This is a genomic window from Luteibacter sp. TLI7-4A (assembly GCF_056754745.1).
Genome location: NZ_JBPGWO010000001.1, coordinates 3,028,138 through 3,044,379, shown reverse-complemented (window position 1 = coordinate 3,044,379; position 16,242 = coordinate 3,028,138). Strand labels below are relative to the sequence as shown.

The 16,242-nt window shown below is 67.4% G+C and carries 6 protein-coding genes; 4 read left to right on the top strand and 2 right to left on the bottom strand.

The features are described from left to right. Positions 1 to 10 precede the first annotated feature (10 nt). The gene (locus ACR9Y6_RS13440; RefSeq protein ID WP_481281736.1) at positions 11 to 3,061 is read right to left on the bottom strand and encodes a TonB-dependent receptor; all 3,051 of its coding nucleotides are present in this window, start codon (positions 3,059 to 3,061) and stop codon (positions 11 to 13) included. 456 nt (positions 3,062 to 3,517) lie between these two features. Here ACR9Y6_RS13440 and ACR9Y6_RS13435 point away from each other — a divergent pair, with 456 nt between their 5' ends. Then, positions 3,518 to 5,176: a Na+/H+ antiporter gene (locus ACR9Y6_RS13435; RefSeq protein WP_481281735.1), complete on the top strand. Its 1,659-nt coding sequence runs from the start codon at positions 3,518 to 3,520 to the stop codon at positions 5,174 to 5,176. A 52-nt stretch (positions 5,177 to 5,228) separates the two neighbouring features. Here ACR9Y6_RS13435 and ACR9Y6_RS13430 read toward each other — a convergent pair whose 3' ends face one another. Further along, on the bottom strand, positions 5,229 to 6,020 hold the full coding sequence (locus ACR9Y6_RS13430; protein WP_481281734.1) for a TatD family hydrolase: 792 nt from the start codon (positions 6,018 to 6,020) through the stop codon (positions 5,229 to 5,231). A gap of 553 nt (positions 6,021 to 6,573) precedes the next feature. Between ACR9Y6_RS13430 and ACR9Y6_RS13425 the strand changes: the two genes are divergently transcribed. From ACR9Y6_RS13425 to ACR9Y6_RS13415, 3 genes are all read left to right on the top strand, one after another. Beyond that, positions 6,574 to 7,017, top strand: coding sequence for a post-PEP-CTERM-1 domain-containing protein (locus ACR9Y6_RS13425; protein WP_481281733.1), 444 nt, complete (start codon positions 6,574 to 6,576; stop codon positions 7,015 to 7,017). Next, entirely contained in the window at positions 7,014 to 8,993 is a 1,980-nt protein-coding gene (locus ACR9Y6_RS13420) for a PA domain-containing protein (RefSeq protein ID WP_481281732.1), read from the top strand. Before ACR9Y6_RS13425 ends, ACR9Y6_RS13420 begins: the two co-directional genes overlap by 4 nt. 219 nt (positions 8,994 to 9,212) lie before the next feature. Next, complete coding sequence (locus ACR9Y6_RS13415) at positions 9,213 to 16,085, top strand: ESPR-type extended signal peptide-containing protein (RefSeq protein WP_481281731.1); 6,873 nt, start codon at positions 9,213 to 9,215, stop codon at positions 16,083 to 16,085. Positions 16,086 to 16,242 lie beyond the last annotated feature (157 nt).

The following is a 16,242-nucleotide window of genomic DNA, read 5'->3' as shown; positions in this document are numbered from 1 at the left end:
TTCTTCTAGGTCAGAGCGTGAAGTCGTAACGCGCGCCGAGGCGGACATAGCGCGGGTCCTGGAACGACCGGGCGCGCTTGTAGTTCGGATTGGCCAGGCCGTTCGAGGTCTCACCCGTCTCGAAGTACTGGGTCACCTGCTGCTTACCCAGAAGATTGAAGATGTCCGCGGAGAACGTGAGCTTGTGATCGGCGAAAGCCGGTTTCCATGCCGCGCTCACATCCATGGTGTACGTCCACGGCGTGCGTCCACGTGACCCACGGGGCGCTGGCTCCCCGTTGCACCAGAAGTAGTTGGCGCCGTATCCATAAGGGTCGCCACCGGCCGAGAGCGGACGGATGCCCAGGCAGCTGACGGGTGCGCCCGAGGTGACGCGGCTCACTGTGGAGAACTGCCATTCTTCCGTCGGCGCGTAGGTACCGTAGACGCGGAGCTGGTGCTTATGGTCGTTTGGCAGGTCGCCGTTGGTATTCTCCATGATCTGCGGGAAATCCCAGCTCTCGGTGGTCGATACGTCGGCCTGGACGATGTTCGAATCGAGCTGTCCCTCCGAGTTGCCATAGCTGCGCGAGTAGGTGTAGTCGATCTTGCCGTACCACTTGTCGCTGAACTGGTGCTCGGCGTAGAGGTCGAGCATGTAGTACGAACGCTTGGGCTTCGGTTCGCCGATATCCGCGGCGGAAAGCGGAACGTCGATGTACTGTCCCGCCGCCGGCGACACCACGAAGGTGTTCGCGCGTCCCGGGTTGTACAGCCAGCAACCCGTGCTCCTCGCGATGCCGGCGGCGACCTCGTCGCTGAGACCGTTGCGATCGCCCCAGGCCTGGAGCGGTGCGGAATCGCAGGTATCGTCGATCAGGCTGCGCAGCCTGCGATACATGGCCTTGGCACCCACGACCCAGTTGTCGGTGAGTTGCTTGTCGAAGCCGAGGATGTACTCATCCTGGTAATACGAATGCAGGTCGCGAGCCGAGACGGTCTTCGCATCGGGAGGGGTGCCGTTGGCGCCGTTGAGGTAATAAGTGTTCGAGTACGCCCCCTGGCCCAGCCCCGTCGGGATGCCCGTGGCGGGATCGATGCCGGTGAAGCTGAAGTACTGCGATGGATACGTCGACGGTCCGGCGCCGCGTACGGCCACCGACGTCGGCAGGCCGAGGTGATAGCGTCCGGCGTTGGCGTAGATCTTCAGTGAGCTGTCACCGTAGACATCCCAGGATACACCGAGACGGGGATCGAGTTGGTGACGAGCGCGCGCATAGGCTTCGCCGACACCGTTGTAGTTGGAGAACTGTTCATTGCGCAGGCCGATATACCCATGCCAGCGGTCGGTGATCTGCCAATTGTCCTCGACGAACTGCGATCGCTGGTTGGTCCGCGCGGACGTGCCGGTGGTCAGCGCGGTGGACTCCACGTAATAGCCATTGGGGAAGTCCGCCGGGTTGTACAGGCCGGGATCGAGGCCGAGGTTGATCAGGCGCTGCTGGATGACGCTGCCGTCGCCCACGTCGTTGTACGTGTACGACGTGCCGCCCACGGGTATGGACCCCCAGGTGGCGCGAAGCACGTAGTTGTCGACGCCGGCACGGAGATCGTGGTCGCCGATCCGGTATTCGATGTTGGCGCTCCATCCCTTCGTGCTGTCCTTGGACCCGGGAAGGAGGGTGGAAGTGGCGCCGACCGTGCAGCCGGTCTGCTTGTTGTTGATGAACTCGACGCGGGAGTCGGTGATCGAGGGACACGCGACGCCGGACGCGCCATCCACGTTCTGCTCGTGGTCGGAATGCGCGCGGCCGTACATCGCGTTGATGGTCAGGTCGTCGGTGATATAGCCGGTGTAGTGGGCGATATAGGTTTCGCCGCCGGGCGTGCCGTTCGTCTGCGTGCCGTTGTAGTTCTTCGTGTACTGGTGGCCGAGGTAATCGCCGCGCCCGGTGTTGTAGTTGTACGCGAAGATGGAGGCGTCGGTGGTTTCGGTGTCGCCAATGCCGGTCAGTTCGAGGATGTTGTTGTCGGTGATGTTCCAGTCGATCTTGCCGAGCCAGCGCTTCGTCTTCGCCGTATCCTTCTCGTCGTCGCTGACCGAGTTGGGGCCGGTATAGTTGCCGGTCTGGCGGATCCAGTCCGCGGCGGCGAAGATGAACAGCTTGTCCTTCACCAGGGCGCCGCCCAGCGAGCCGGAATACTGCAGGTTTTCCGAATCGCGTTGGGCGTAGGCATTGCCGCGCTGGTATAGCGTGCCGTTGCGGAGATAGACATTGCGCGGTTCCTGCGCGAGTGCTTCCGGCGACCAGAGCACCTGCACGTCGCCCTTCCACTCGTTCGAGCCACGCTTGGTCACGACGTTGATGACGCCACCGGTGGAGCGGCCATACTCGGCGCCGTAGCCGCCGATCAACACCTGCTCCTGGTCGATCGCGTCATACGGAAGCTGGCGCGAGCTCACGCCGGTCAGGGGGTTGGTGACCTGAAAGCCGTTGATGTAATAAGCGTTCTCCGAGGCCGATGAGCCACCGAACGAGAGTGCGTTGCCATAGCCGCGCGCGGCCGACGTCGTGCCGGGAGCGAGCAGGGCGATCGAACTGATCGACGTACGCGCAATAGGTAGCTTGGCCAGCTGATCGGCGCTGAGCACGGTGCGCGAATCGACGGAGCTGACGTCGATGCTCGGGAGGCTGTTGGCGGTGACCTGCACGCTTCCCAGCGTCGTCGCGTCGGCGTTGGTCGCCGCGAAGGAAACGTCGGTACTCTGGCTGATCTGGGTCTGGACGCCCTTGTGGGTGTCGACGGCGGCGCCGTTGTGCATCAGGGTGACGTCGTACGTGCCGATGGGCAAGGAATTGGCGCGATAGCGGCCGCTCGCGTCCACGGTGATGTCGCGGCGGAGACCCGTGGCCGTGTTCTCGATATGTATCGTGTCACCCGGCGCCGCCGAGCCGAAGATCGAGCCGGTGGCGTTGCTCTGCGCGAACGCGCCGCCCGTGCTGCCGGCGGCGATGGCGAAAGCCACGGCAAGGGCGAGCCTTCGACGCGGCGCGGTCGATGATGAGGTTACGTGCTGCATGAACTACCCTCCTGAAGTAACGCGTGACGAAATGACGGCCAAGGCGTCCCCGCGTCCGCGCGGCACGCGAACGTTCCGCCGATGCATCGGCGGGAAGTGACTACCTCGTTATGGCGTTCCGCATGACCATCCCGCTCGCTAAGGCGACGGAAGGCCGCGCGGCCTCATGGCGAACGTGGGCGTCCGCCACCTCCTGAAGGGGGTACTGTCCTGAACGGATAAGGCATCGCGATCTCCCCTGGAACTCGTGCAAGCAAGGACGTCATCCATGGCGCAAAAGTGGCGACCGCATGGAGGCGGTGCGTGAAATCAACGTAAACCCCTGTCACACAACGTAACAATAGGAATAAATCCTAAGCAGGTAATTACGAATCCATTCGTAAATTCATGCCCTTTCGGCTGGCTTTCGACATGGCGCAGGTTGCCTGTCCGCGCCGCCCCGGATAGCGTCGCGCGATGGATCTCGTCATCACCATCCTCTTGCTTCTCCTGGTCGTCGCCCTTTCCGGCGCGGTTGTCCGCGTCTTGCCGGTGAAGTTGCCATTGCCACTGTTGCAGATCGCCTTGGGGGCCCTGCTGGCGCGGCCATTCGGCATGCACGTGGAATTCGACCACGAACTATTCTTCCTGCTCTTCATTCCGCCGTTGCTGTTCGCCGATGGCTGGCGAATCCCGAAGCGCGAACTGTTCCTGTTGCGCGGTCCGATCCTCGCGCTCGCCATCGGATTGGTGTTCTTCACCATCCTCGGCATCGGTTATTTCGTGCACTGGATGATTCCCACCGTGCCGCTCGCGGTGGCATTCGCCCTCGCGGCGGTCTTGTCGCCGACGGATGCGGTGGCGGTGACATCGATCACCGGCGATTCGACGATACCGCCACGCCTGATGCACATCCTTTCTGGCGAGGCGTTGCTCAACGATGCTTCAGGCCTCGTGGTGTTGCAGTTCGCGATAGCGGCGGAGCTCACGGGCCGGTTCTCGCCCGCGGCGGCGGCGGGCGATTTCGCCGTGATGGCATTGGGCGGCGTGGCCGCCGGCGCCTTTGTCGGCTACGTGTTCGGCATTTTCCGCCGGCGCCTCGTGCGGTGGAGCGACGAGGTCGATCCGGCGAGCCAGGTAGCCCTGCTGCTCCTGCTTCCCTTTGCCGCTTATTTGCTCGCGGAACATTTTGGCGTATCGGGAATCCTGGCCGCCGTCGCCGCGGGCATGACCATGAACTACACCGATGTGCTCAAGGGCGGCTATGTCGCGACGCGCATGCAGAACGGCGCGGTGTGGTCGATGGTGGAATTCACCTTCAACGGCCTGATCTTCCTCCTGCTCGGCCTGCAGTTGCCAGGCATCGTCGACGGCGCGAAGAACGACCTTGTCCAGGCGGGTGGTGGGGCGATGTGGCACCTGCCTGCGTACGTGGTCGCCATCACCCTGGCGCTCGTCGTGTTGCGTTTCATCTGGGTGTGGGTGTCGTTGCGCTTCATGCTGATGCGTGCGCTGCATCGCGGTGAGAAGCGTCCGAAAGTCGGTACGCGACTGGTCTGGACCACGGCATTGGCGGGCGTGCGTGGGGCCATCACCATGGCCGGCGTGCTTTCGTTGCCGCTGATGAAAAGCGATGGCGTGCCGTTCCCCGTGCGCGACCTGATGATCCTTCTCGCCACCGGCGTCATCCTTTGCACGCTGCTGTTCGGTGCGATCGGCCTGCCGCTGTCCGTGAAGGGATTGAAGATTCCCGGCGAAGACCCGCGTGTGCGCGAGGAGCGCAAGGCGCGGGCACTGGCCGCGGAAGCGGCGTTGCGCGGCATCGCGGGTGAACAGCAGCGCGTGGAGGCCGGTGGCGACGAGAATGCCGTGGCACTGGCCTCGCGCGTCGCCGCTCGCGTCATGGCGGATTACCAGCAACGGCTCGAGGCCGCGGGCGAGGAAGGCGACGTGCCGGAGAAGGCGCGCGCCGAGGCAGGCACGGAACGCGTGATGCGGCTGGCCGCATTACGTGCGGAGCGGCGCGAGCTGTATGCGCTACGCCGCAGCCACGAGATCAACGATGAAACCTTGCAGACATTGTTGCGCGAGGTGGATCTCGCCGAAGCGGCGTTGACGGGGTTGCACTCGGGCTGACGATCCGTCCAGATGGTTGGATACGCGGTGTACTGCTTCGGGGGGCGAGCGGTCAGGTGGCGAGGTGGAAGAAGGCTTCCGTCGTGCGCACGCTTGCTTCGGTCAATGCCTCTCGCGTCTCGCCACGATCCCTCGCCACCTCGTCGCGGATGTGTGCCAGGTACATCGGCTCGTTGCGACGATCCTTCGGCATCGGGCGGATCGTGCGCGGGAGCAGGTAGGGCGCGTCGGTTTCCAGCATGAGCCGGTCTGCGGGAATCATCTTCACCAGCTCGCGCAGGTGCGCGCCCCGGCGCTCGTCGCAGATCCAGCCGGTGATGCCGATGTGGCAGTCCAGGTCGAGATAGTCGCGCAGTGCTTCGCCGGTATCGGTGAAGCAATGCACCACGGCCGCGGGGACGCGATCGCGATATCGCTTCAGGATGGCGAGGAAATCGTGGTGGGCGTCGCGCTGGTGAAGGAACAAGGGCTTCCCCACCTCGACGGCAATCTCCAGTTGACGTTCGAACACCTCCCGCTGGACGTCCCTCGGCGAATAATTGCGGTTGTAGTCCAGCCCGGTTTCACCGACCGCACGAACTTCCGGTTCCTTCGCGAGCCGGCGCAACAGCGCATGGGTTTCCTCGTCGTAGTCGATCGCATGGTGAGGGTGCACCCCGGCGGTCGCGTAGAGGCGTCCGGCGTGGGCGCGGGCGAGTTCGAGGGCGTGCGTGCTGCCTTCACGTGAAGCGCCGGTGACGACCATCTTCCCCACGCCGTGGGCCGTCGCACGGGCCAGTACGGCGTCAAGATCTTGACGAAAGGAATCGTGGGTCAGGTTGGCGCCGATATCGATCAAGTCCATGATTTTTTTCGCTTTGAGACCATTGTTGTAGAGATGTAACAGGACGTTATTGTCACGCAAGGCTATGAATTGAAAACCTATCCAGACGTTTGATCATCGTTTGCGCGGGGTTTCCCGCACGTATGTTTGGAGGGCACGGAAATTTGCGTCAAACGATTGACGTTCGCATTTTCCTGCTGCTACGTTCCAACGACCGCCGTCAATAAGACGACGCGCCGGAGGGCGCAAGAAGGATCTATTCGACCTTTTCGCAGGGGACGTCCACCAGGACATCAAAAGGGATGACGACCGGCAACCGGCCGTCCGCCAGCAGTACCAAGGGTAAGGGGTAGTGCAGATGGTAAATCGTTCGATCGCACCATGTCGCCGCGGCAAGTCCATGCACCGGGGCATCACCACGTCATGAATCGTCACCGCTGGCGCGTGCGCGCCGGCGGGCAGGGATTGGCGTTGAGGGGAACGTCGAATCCTCGAGTGTTTACGCCGGCGAGGGGGTCTTCGCCGGTGGGCGTGCAGGGAGGGGTCCCGGCGCCGCACTAGGGAGGTATGGGTAATGACTTCACGATCACTGGCACAGGCCTTGGGTCTCGTGCTGACGGGCATCTTCACGGTGGCGGGGGCGGCACATGCCGCCGATACGCCGCATGCGACCCAGCCCCAGGCCGTCATGGTCCAGGGCGTCCAGGTCGCTATCGATCCTTCGACCGGCCGCCTCCGCGAACCGACGGCGGCCGAGCGCGCGGCGCTTTCGAAGGCTTTCCAGGTCCGTTCCAGCCGGGCCGCCTCGCTGTCGGCGCAGCCGCGCACCGCGGCCGATGCGAAATCCACGTTCCGCACGGTGAGCCTCGGCAATGGCGTCCGCGCCAAGGCCGTGCGCGTGCCACAGGAACTGATGAGCAGCGTCGTGGCCGAACGCGCGCCCGACGGAACGCTCAGCGTGCACCACGACGACCATGGCGTGCAGGCCGCGCCGAAGGCGCCGGAGGTGACCCGATGATCCGCCGCACTCTCCTCTTCACCGCGCTCGCCGCCGCCGGCCTGTTCGCCACGGTCGGTGCCCAGGCCGCCGAGATCAAGATCGTCAACCAGGACGTCGGCACCGGCCAGGGTCTCGACGACCCGACGCCAGCCGCACCGGTCGGTGGCAATCCCGGCACCACGGTCGGCAAGCAGGCGCTGAACGTCTACCAGTTCGCCGCCGATATCTGGGGCGCCGTGTTGCAGAGCGACGTCACGATCGTGAACAACGCGACCTTCGAGCCGCTGTCGTGCGATGCCACCTCGGGCGTGCTCGGTTCCTCCGGCACCACGTATATCTTCTATTTCGACGACGCCAGCACGTTGCCGCCTGGCGCCGTGCGCAACACCTGGTACCACTCGGCGCTGTTCGATGCCCTGACCCACGAAGACGGCGTGCCGGGCGAAGCCGATATCCAGAGCCAGTTCAACGGTGCACTCGGAACGCCGGGTTGCCTGGAGGGTTCGCGCTGGTACTTCGGCCTGGATGGCAAGACGCCGGCGGGCTCGATCAACTTCCTCAACGTCGTGCTCCACGAAATGGCCCACGGCCTGGGCTTCTCCGGCTTCAACAGCCTGACCACCGGTTCGCCGTACGTCGGCGATGACGGCGTGGCGCGTCCTGACATCTATTCCACCTTCGTCTTCAACGACACGCAGATGAAGAAGTGGTACGACCTCACGCCGGCGCAGCGCGTCACGGCGGCACTGGACGACGGCAAGCTCGTGTTCACCGGCGCCACCGTGAAGGCGGAGGCGCCGCTGGCTCTCGGGACGCCGAATGTCTTCCGCGTGACGGCACCGGCCGCGGCGGCGGGCGACTACGGTTATTCGCAGGCCGCGTTCGGCCCGACGGCGACCTCGTCCAACTTCACCGGCAGCGTGGTCCAGGCCTCGCCGGCCGACGGTTGCGCGGCGATCACCAACGGCTCGGCGATCGCGGGCAAGATCGCGTTGATCGACCGCGGTACCTGCGACTTCACCGTGAAGACGCTCAACGCGCAGGCGGCCGGCGCATCCGCCGTGCTCATCGCCAACAACCAGGCCGGCGCCATCACGCCGGGAGGCACGCCCGCCTCGCCGGTGAACATCCCGGTGATCGCGGTGAGCCAGGTCGACGGCAACAAGCTGAAGGCGAACCTCACCGGCCTGACCGGCGCCGTGGGCACGGGCACCGGCCTCGCCGGCACCGATGCACAGGGCAACGTCCAGCTGTATGCGCCGACCGTGCTCGCCCAGGGTTCGTCGTTCTCGCACTACGACACGCGCCTGACCCCGAACGCGATCATGGAATACGCGATCAGCCAGGATCTCGTCGGCCAGATCGACGTCGACCTGACGCCCGCGCTGTTCCAGGACATCGGCTGGGGCCTCAACCGTACGTCGCAGAAGCTGCTCACCTGCGATACCGGCATCCCGACCCTCGTGCCGGGCGGCGTGATCATCGGCGCCAACGTGATCGCCAATGCGCAGATCCTCGCCGGTGCCGCCGCGAGTGTCGGTGACTACCGCACAGCCGTGCATGCCTATGCCGGCCAGCTCGCCACCGATGGCCTCATCACGGCCGGCCAGGCCACCAGCCTCAACGCATGCCTGTCCGATGCGGAGACGCAGTCGCAGTACGACGCATGGGGTCCGCCGCCGGCGCCTCCGGGCATCGTGCTGAGCAACAACACCGCGCTGGGCAACCAGAAGGGTGCGGCCGGTGCGAGCACCGTCTACCTCCTGACGGTGCCGGCCAACGCGAAGACGCTGACCCTGCGCACCTTCGGTGGCTCGGGTGACGTGTCGATCTCGGTGACCGATCCGAGCGGCAAGGTGAAGGACCAGCCGAACCGTCCGGGCAACAGCGAACCGTTCACTGCCGGCAAGCCGGCGGCCGGCACATGGACGCTGACCGTGAAGGGAGTCAAGGCGTACTCGGGCGTAAGCGTCCTGGGTGCGTACACGCTCTGACGCACGACATGGAAGAGGCCCCGGTTCGCCGGGGCCTCGACCGTGATGCGCCCGCCATGCGGGCGAGGACACACACACCGAACACGTTCGAGCGGCCGGCGCCTGCGCCGGTCATGGGGATACATCGTCCGCCGCGGTCGCGACGGACTGGCGGAGGGCAGCGCGCCGCGCGCCCGCGCATCGATCGCTCACATGCGGACATCTGGGAGGAAGGCTGACGTGAACACCATCTACAGCAAGGTCTGGAACAAGACGCTCGGGATTCTGGTCGTGGCTTCGGAGCTGGCTCGGGCCAGCGGCAAGGGTGGTGCATCACGACGCGTGCGCGCCGCATTGGCTGCGTTGCCACTGGCTGCCGGCGCGATGCTGGCGCTGGGCAGCGCACCGGCGCACGCAGGCAATGTATGCGGCGGCTACCTGTTCGGCATCCAGGGCAAGGCGCCGGTAGCGAAGGGCGACGACGCCTTCGCCTGCGGCACCTCCAGCAAGGCCGCGGGCGACTACAGCACGGCGGTCGGTACCGCGGCGAACAGCAGCGGCGCGTACAGCGTCGCCCTGGGACAGAACGCGCAGTCCGCCGGCATCTATGCGACGGCGCTGGGACAGAACGCTCGCGCTGTCGGTACGGACAGTGTCGCGGTCGGCGAGTCCTCCTATGCGAGCGGATCGGCCAGCTCGGCATTCGGCACGGATTCGCGCGCCACGGCGAAGAACTCCGTCGCCCTCGGCGACGGATCGATCGCGGATCGCGCGAATTCCGTATCGATCGGCAAGATCAACGAAGAGCGCCAGCTGGTGAACGTCGCCGACGGCACGCAGGCGACCGATGCGGTCAACAAGCGGCAACTGGACAAGGTCTCGACATCGGTCGGCGGCGTATCGGCGCGCGTGGACACGCTGTCCACCCGCGTCGACGGCGTGACGACCCAAGTGAACCAGCTTGCGGACGATGTCAGCGACGCCACGCATTACTTCAAGGCGAACGGTGCCGGCGATGGAAGCGACGATGCACAGGCCACGGGCGATTACGCCACGGCATCCGGATCGGGCGCCTATGCCGGTGCGACCGGCGCGAGCGCGTTTGGCTCCGGCGCGGTGGCGACGCAGCAGTTCGCCACGGCGACGGGCTATGGCTCGGTGGCATCGGGACAGAACAGTGCCGCCTACGGTTCGGGTGCGCAGGCTTCGGCCAATGGCGCGACGGCGATCGGCGGGCAGGCGCTGGACGAGGACGGCAATCCGTTGATCACGTACACCTCGACCGGTGAAGCGGTCGGTCCGGCGACGGCCTCGGGGCTGGCCGCGACGGCGGTGGGCGCGAGCGCACAGGCCGAAGGCCAGTTCGCGACGGCCTTGGGCACGGCGGCGTTCGCGCAAGGCGAGCAATCGACGGCGAGCGGCTTCCTCGCGCAGGCCTCCGGTGCGGGTGCGGTGGCGAACGGAGCGCAAGCCTTCGCCGATGGCGACCTGTCGGTGGCCACGGGTTACGGCTCGGCGGCGTATAGCAGCGGTTCGACGGCGATCGGCGGTGGCGCGAGCGCGGCGGGCGAAGGCAGCGTGGCGATCGGCAATTACGCGGAGACTGGCTTCGGATTGTTCGGCATCGAAAGCGCGAACGCGGTGGCGATCGGCGCGGGCAGCTGGGCACTGGGCAACGGCGGCACGGCGCTGGGCGCGAACGCGTGGGCGATCGGCGAGAACTCGGTGGCGCTGGGCCAGGGTTCGTACGCGGATCGCGACAACACGGTGTCGGTCGGCGACGTGGGCAGCGAGCGGCAGGTCACCAACGTGGCGGCGGGTACCGAAGCCACCGACGCGGTGAACAAGGGACAACTCGACTCGCTCGCCACCAGCGTCGGCGACGCGAGTCATTACTTCAAGGCCAACGGCCTGGGCGATGGTTCCGACGATGCGCAGGCCACGGGTCAGTACGCGACGGCGTCTGGCTCTGGTGCCTACGCGGGCGCAGACGGTGCGAGCGCGTTCGGTAGCGCCGCGGTCGCCACGGGGTCGAATGCGACGGCGACCGGCAGCGGAAGTGTCGCCACGGGACAGAACAGCGCGGCCTACGGAGCGGGTGCGCAGGCCAGCGGTCCGGGTAGCGTCGCGGTCGGCGGCGTCGCAGTGAATGAAGACGGCGATCCACTGGTGACCAATCAAGGCGTCCCGGTCGATACGGCGGCGACGACGGCCGCGGTCGGTGGCACGGCGATCGGCGCGAGCGCGCAGGCGGGCGGTTTCGCCTCTTCCGCGATCGGCGTGGGCGCATACGCCAGCGGTGCGCAAGGGACGGCGGTGGGCGCGGTCGCCAATGCGATCGGCGATTATTCGACGGCCGTGGGTACGCAGAGCGCGGCGACCGGCGCGAGCAGCGTCGCCGTCGGTGAATCGTCGCAGGCGACGGGCGAGGAAAGCGTGGCGGTGGGTGGGACGGCCTACGGCGGCTTCATTCCCACGATCGCAAGCGGTATCGGCTCCTCGGCCTTCGGCGCGGGTGCATGGGGCACGGCCGATTACAGCACGGCGATCGGCTGGTCGAGCACGGCCGACCATCTCAATGCCACGGCGGTCGGCGCGAACGCCGGTGCGCTCGATGTCGGCGCGGTCGCGGTCGGTTTCCTGAGTCGCGCCATCGGCGTGCAGACGACGACGGTCGGTACCAATTCCTTCGTCTGGGGCGACAACGCCTCGGCCTACGGCAGCAACACGTCCATCAGCGGCAACAATGCGACGGGCCTGGGCGCCAGCTCCAGCATCGATGGCGAAAACAGCACGGCGGTGGGCGCGAATACGTCGGTCACGGGTAGCGGTTCCACGGTGACCGGCGAAAGCAGCACGGCCATCGGTGACGAGGCGACGGCGAACGGCCATGGCGCCATCGCGAGTGGTCATGGGGCGTCGGGTTTCGGCGCGGGTAGCTTCGCCAGCGGCGATTACACGACGGCGGTGGGCCAGGGCGCGATCGCGCAAGGCACCGGTTCTTCCGCTATCGGCAGCGGTGCGAGCACGAACGCGGACTTCGCCACGGCCACCGGCTATGGCTCGGTGGCATCGGGACAGAACAGTGCCGCCTACGGTTCGGGTGCGCAGGCTTCGGCCAATGGCGCGACGGCGATCGGCGGGCAGGCGCTGGACGAGGACGGCAATCCGTTGATCACGTACACCTCGACCGGTGAAGCGGTCGGTCCGGCGACGGCCTCGGGGCTGGCCGCGACGGCGGTGGGCGCGAGCGCACAGGCCGAAGGCCAGTTCGCGACGGCCTTGGGCACGGCGGCGTTCGCGCAAGGCGAGCAATCGACGGCGAGCGGCTTCCTCGCGCAGGCCTCCGGTGCGGGTGCGGTGGCGAACGGAGCGCAAGCCTTCGCCGATGGCGACCTGTCGGTGGCCACGGGTTACGGCTCGGCGGCGTATAGCAGCGGTTCGACGGCGATCGGCGGTGGCGCGAGCGCGGCGGGCGAAGGCAGCGTGGCGATCGGCAATTACGCGGAGACTGGCTTCGGATTGTTCGGCATCGAAAGCGCGAACGCGGTGGCGATCGGCGCGGGCAGCTGGGCACTGGGCAACGGCGGCACGGCGCTGGGCGCGAACGCGTGGGCGATCGGCGAGAACTCGGTGGCGCTGGGCCAGGGTTCGTACGCGGATCGCGACAACACGGTGTCGGTCGGCGACGTGGGCAGCGAGCGGCAGGTCACCAACGTGGCGGCGGGTACCGAAGCCACCGACGCGGTGAACAAGAGCCAGCTCGACGCGGTCGCCAGTGGCGCGAGCGATGCCAGCCATTATTTCAAGGCCAACGGGCTGGGTGACGGCAGCGACGATGCACAGGCGGTCGGCGATTTCGCCACCGCTTCCGGTTCGGGCGCATTCGCAGGTGCCACGGGTGCCACGGCCAACGGCAGCGGTGCGGTCGCCACGGGTGCCAACGCGACGGCCACGGGCTATGGCAGCGTCGCTTCCGGACAAAACAGCGCGTCGTACGGTGCGGGTGCGCAGGCCAACGGTCCGGGTAGCGTCGCCGTCGGCGGTGTAGCCGTGGACGAAGACGGCAACCCGCTCATCACTAACGGCGGCGTGCCGGTCGATACCGGCGCGACGAGCGCGGGCGTGGGTGGTACGGCGGTCGGCGCGAGTTCGCAGGCGGGCGGTTTCGCCGCGTCGTCGTTCGGCGTGGGCGCCTATGCCAGTGGCGCGCAGGCGACGGCGGTGGGCGCGGTCGCCAACGCGATCGGCGATCTGTCGACGGCGATCGGCACGCAGAGCGCGGCGACCGGCGCGAGCAGCGTCGCCGTGGGCGAAAGCGCGCAAGCGACGGGCGACGAAAGTGTCGCCGTCGGTGGCAGCACGTTCTTCGGCCTGATTCCGGCGCAAGCATCGGGTTATGCCTCATCGGCCTTCGGCACGGGCGCATGGGCCACGGCTGACTATGCGACCGCCCTGGGCTGGAACAGCTACGCGGATGGCGCGAGCAGCACGGCGGTCGGTGAATCGGCGATCGCCGCGGCGGCGAACTCCGTGGCCCTCGGAGCGGGCTCCTTCAATGACCGGGCGAATACCGTTTCGGTCGGCGATGCCGGCAGCGAGCGGCAGGTCACCAACGTCGCGGCCGGTACCGAGGCCACCGACGCGGTGAACAAGGGACAGTTGGATTCGCTCGCCACCAGCGTCGGCGACGCCAGTCATTACTTCAAGGCGAACGGCCTGGGTGACGGTAGCGACGACGCACAGGCGAACGGTGATTACGCCACCGCTTCCGGTTCGGGTGCCTTGGCGGCGGGCTCCGGTGCCACGGCCACCGGTTCCGGCGCGGTGGCCTCGAACCAGTTCGCGACCGCGACCGGCTACGGCAGCACGGCCAGCGGCCAGAACGCGGCCGCCTTCGGTGCGGGCGCACAGGCGACAGGCGCGGGCAGTGTCGCGGTGGGCGGTAATGCTGTCGACGAGGACGGCAATCCGCTTATCGCCGACGGCAATGGCAACCCGGTGGACACCGGTGCGACCAGTGCCGGCGTAGGCGGCACGGCGGTTGGCGCCAGTTCGCAGGCCGCCGGTTTCGCGGCGACTTCGGCCGGTGTCGGCGCTTACGCCAGCGGTGCGCAATCCACGGCATTGGGCGCGGTGGCCAATGCGACCGGTGACTATGCGACGGCCGTGGGTACCTCCACCACGGCGTCGGGCGCCGGCTCGGTCGCGGTCGGTGGGCCAAGCAACCTCGCTGGCGTCGGACTCATCTATACCGGCGCGACCGGCGACAGTGCGGCGGCATTCGGTGCCGGCGCGCAGGCGACCGCCGATTTCGCCACGGCGCTGGGTGCCATCGCGGGAGCCGAGGGCGTGGGTAGCACGGCGCTGGGTTACTTCGCCTACGCGCCCGGCGGCAACGCCACGGCACTGGGCATCAACAGCTGGGCGTCCGGCGCGAGCAGTGTCGCGGTGGGCGATTTCTCGACCGCTCGCGGCGCCGCCAGCGTCGCCCTTGGCGCCAATGCGACGGCCACCGCGGTGGATAGCGTGGCGGTCGGCTCGAACGCCCTGGCGGATCGCGTGGGTACGGTGTCGGTCGGCGCGCGCGGCAGCGAACGCCAGATCACCAACGTGGCCGCGGGCGAGCAAGGCAGCGATGCCGTCAATGTGGATCAGTTGACCCAGTTGTCAGACAGCGTGGCCAGTGCCCGCCATTACGTATCGGCCACGGGTGCCGGCGACGGTTCCGACGATGCGACCGCGACAGGTACGCTCGCCACGGCCACCGGCGCGGGAAGCAGCGCCACGGGCGATCTCTCCACCGCCAGCGGCGCCTTCGCCACGGCGAGCAGGGAGTCGGCCACGGCCGTGGGCGCCTTCGCCAATGCCGGCGCGGCCGGCGCCACCGCGATCGGCGACAGCGCGCGTGCGCTGGCGGCGAATTCGGTGGCCCTGGGCAGCGGTTCGCTGGCGACGCGGGCGAACTCGGTCTCGGTCGGCAGCGGAAGCAACAACCGCCAGATCACCAACGTGGCCGCCGGTACGCAGGCGACCGACGCGGTGAACCTGAGCCAGTTGAACACGGCATTGTCCGGGGCGTTCGCCGGCACCTCCAATGTCACCGGCAACGCGGTGGCGATGGCCCTTGGGGGCGGGGCGACGATGGGTGCCACGGGGTTCGTGGGCCCCGTGTACCGTGTCCAGGGTGGCTCGTACAGCACGGTCGGCGACGCGGTGGGTGCGCTCGACGGCGCGCTATCCTCCCTGGACACCCGCGTGAACCAGCTGGAGTCCGGTTCCGGCGGGAGCACCCTTCCGGGAACGGCGCCGGTGCGGCGCAACAGCGTGATGTCGGCGTCGGTCGCCAGTGCCGCTGTCGCGGCCCCGATGGTCGCGCAGGACGTGTCCGCCCCGGTACAGGCGGCGGCCGTACCGGTCACCGCCGCCGTCGTCGACGGAACGGGTAACGGCACCGCCATCGGGGCCGGCAGCTACGCGAAGGACCCCACCGACCTGGCCGTCGGCACCAATGCCAGCGTAGGCGCCGACAATGGCACCGCCGTGGGGACGGGCGCCACGGTCACGGCGGCGGCGACCAACAGCGTCGCGCTCGGCGCCAATTCCGTGGCCGACCAGCCCAACACCGTCTCCGTGGGAAGCGCGGGGGCGGAGCGGCGGGTGACCAACGTCGCCGCCGGGACGGCGCCGACCGACGCGGCCAACGTGAGCCAGGTCGACCAGGCCGTCGCCACCGCGAAGTCCTACTCCGACCAGGGCGATGCCGCGACGCTGAGCAGCGCCAAGGCATACACCGACCAGAAGTTCGGCGACGTCGTCAGTGGCGGGGCGTTCGACGAGTACAAGCGCACGGTGGATCGCCGCTTCAGCAACCTCAACGACCGCCTTAACAAGGTGGGCGCGATGGGTGCGGCGATGTCACAGATGGCCTTCAGCACCCAGGGCGTCAACGGCGACAACCGGCTCGGCGTGGGCGTGGGCGGATACAAGGGTCAGGGCGCCCTGTCGGTCGGCTACTCGCGCAGCCTCTCGTCCAACGCCAGTCTCACCTTCGGTGCCGCCGTGAGCGGCGGTGAGACCTCTGGCGGTGTTGGTGTAGGCGTGGGCTGGTAAAACAACCCGGGCGGCGCCCACAAGGCGCCGCCAAGTCCTTGAAGCCGGTGGAAACGCCGGCTTTCGTTCGTTACGCCGAGTCGCGAAACGCAGCGATCGCGGTCGCCGCCGACGCACGGTATGTGCTACCAATAGCGGCCCGTCCGGTCAGGAACGA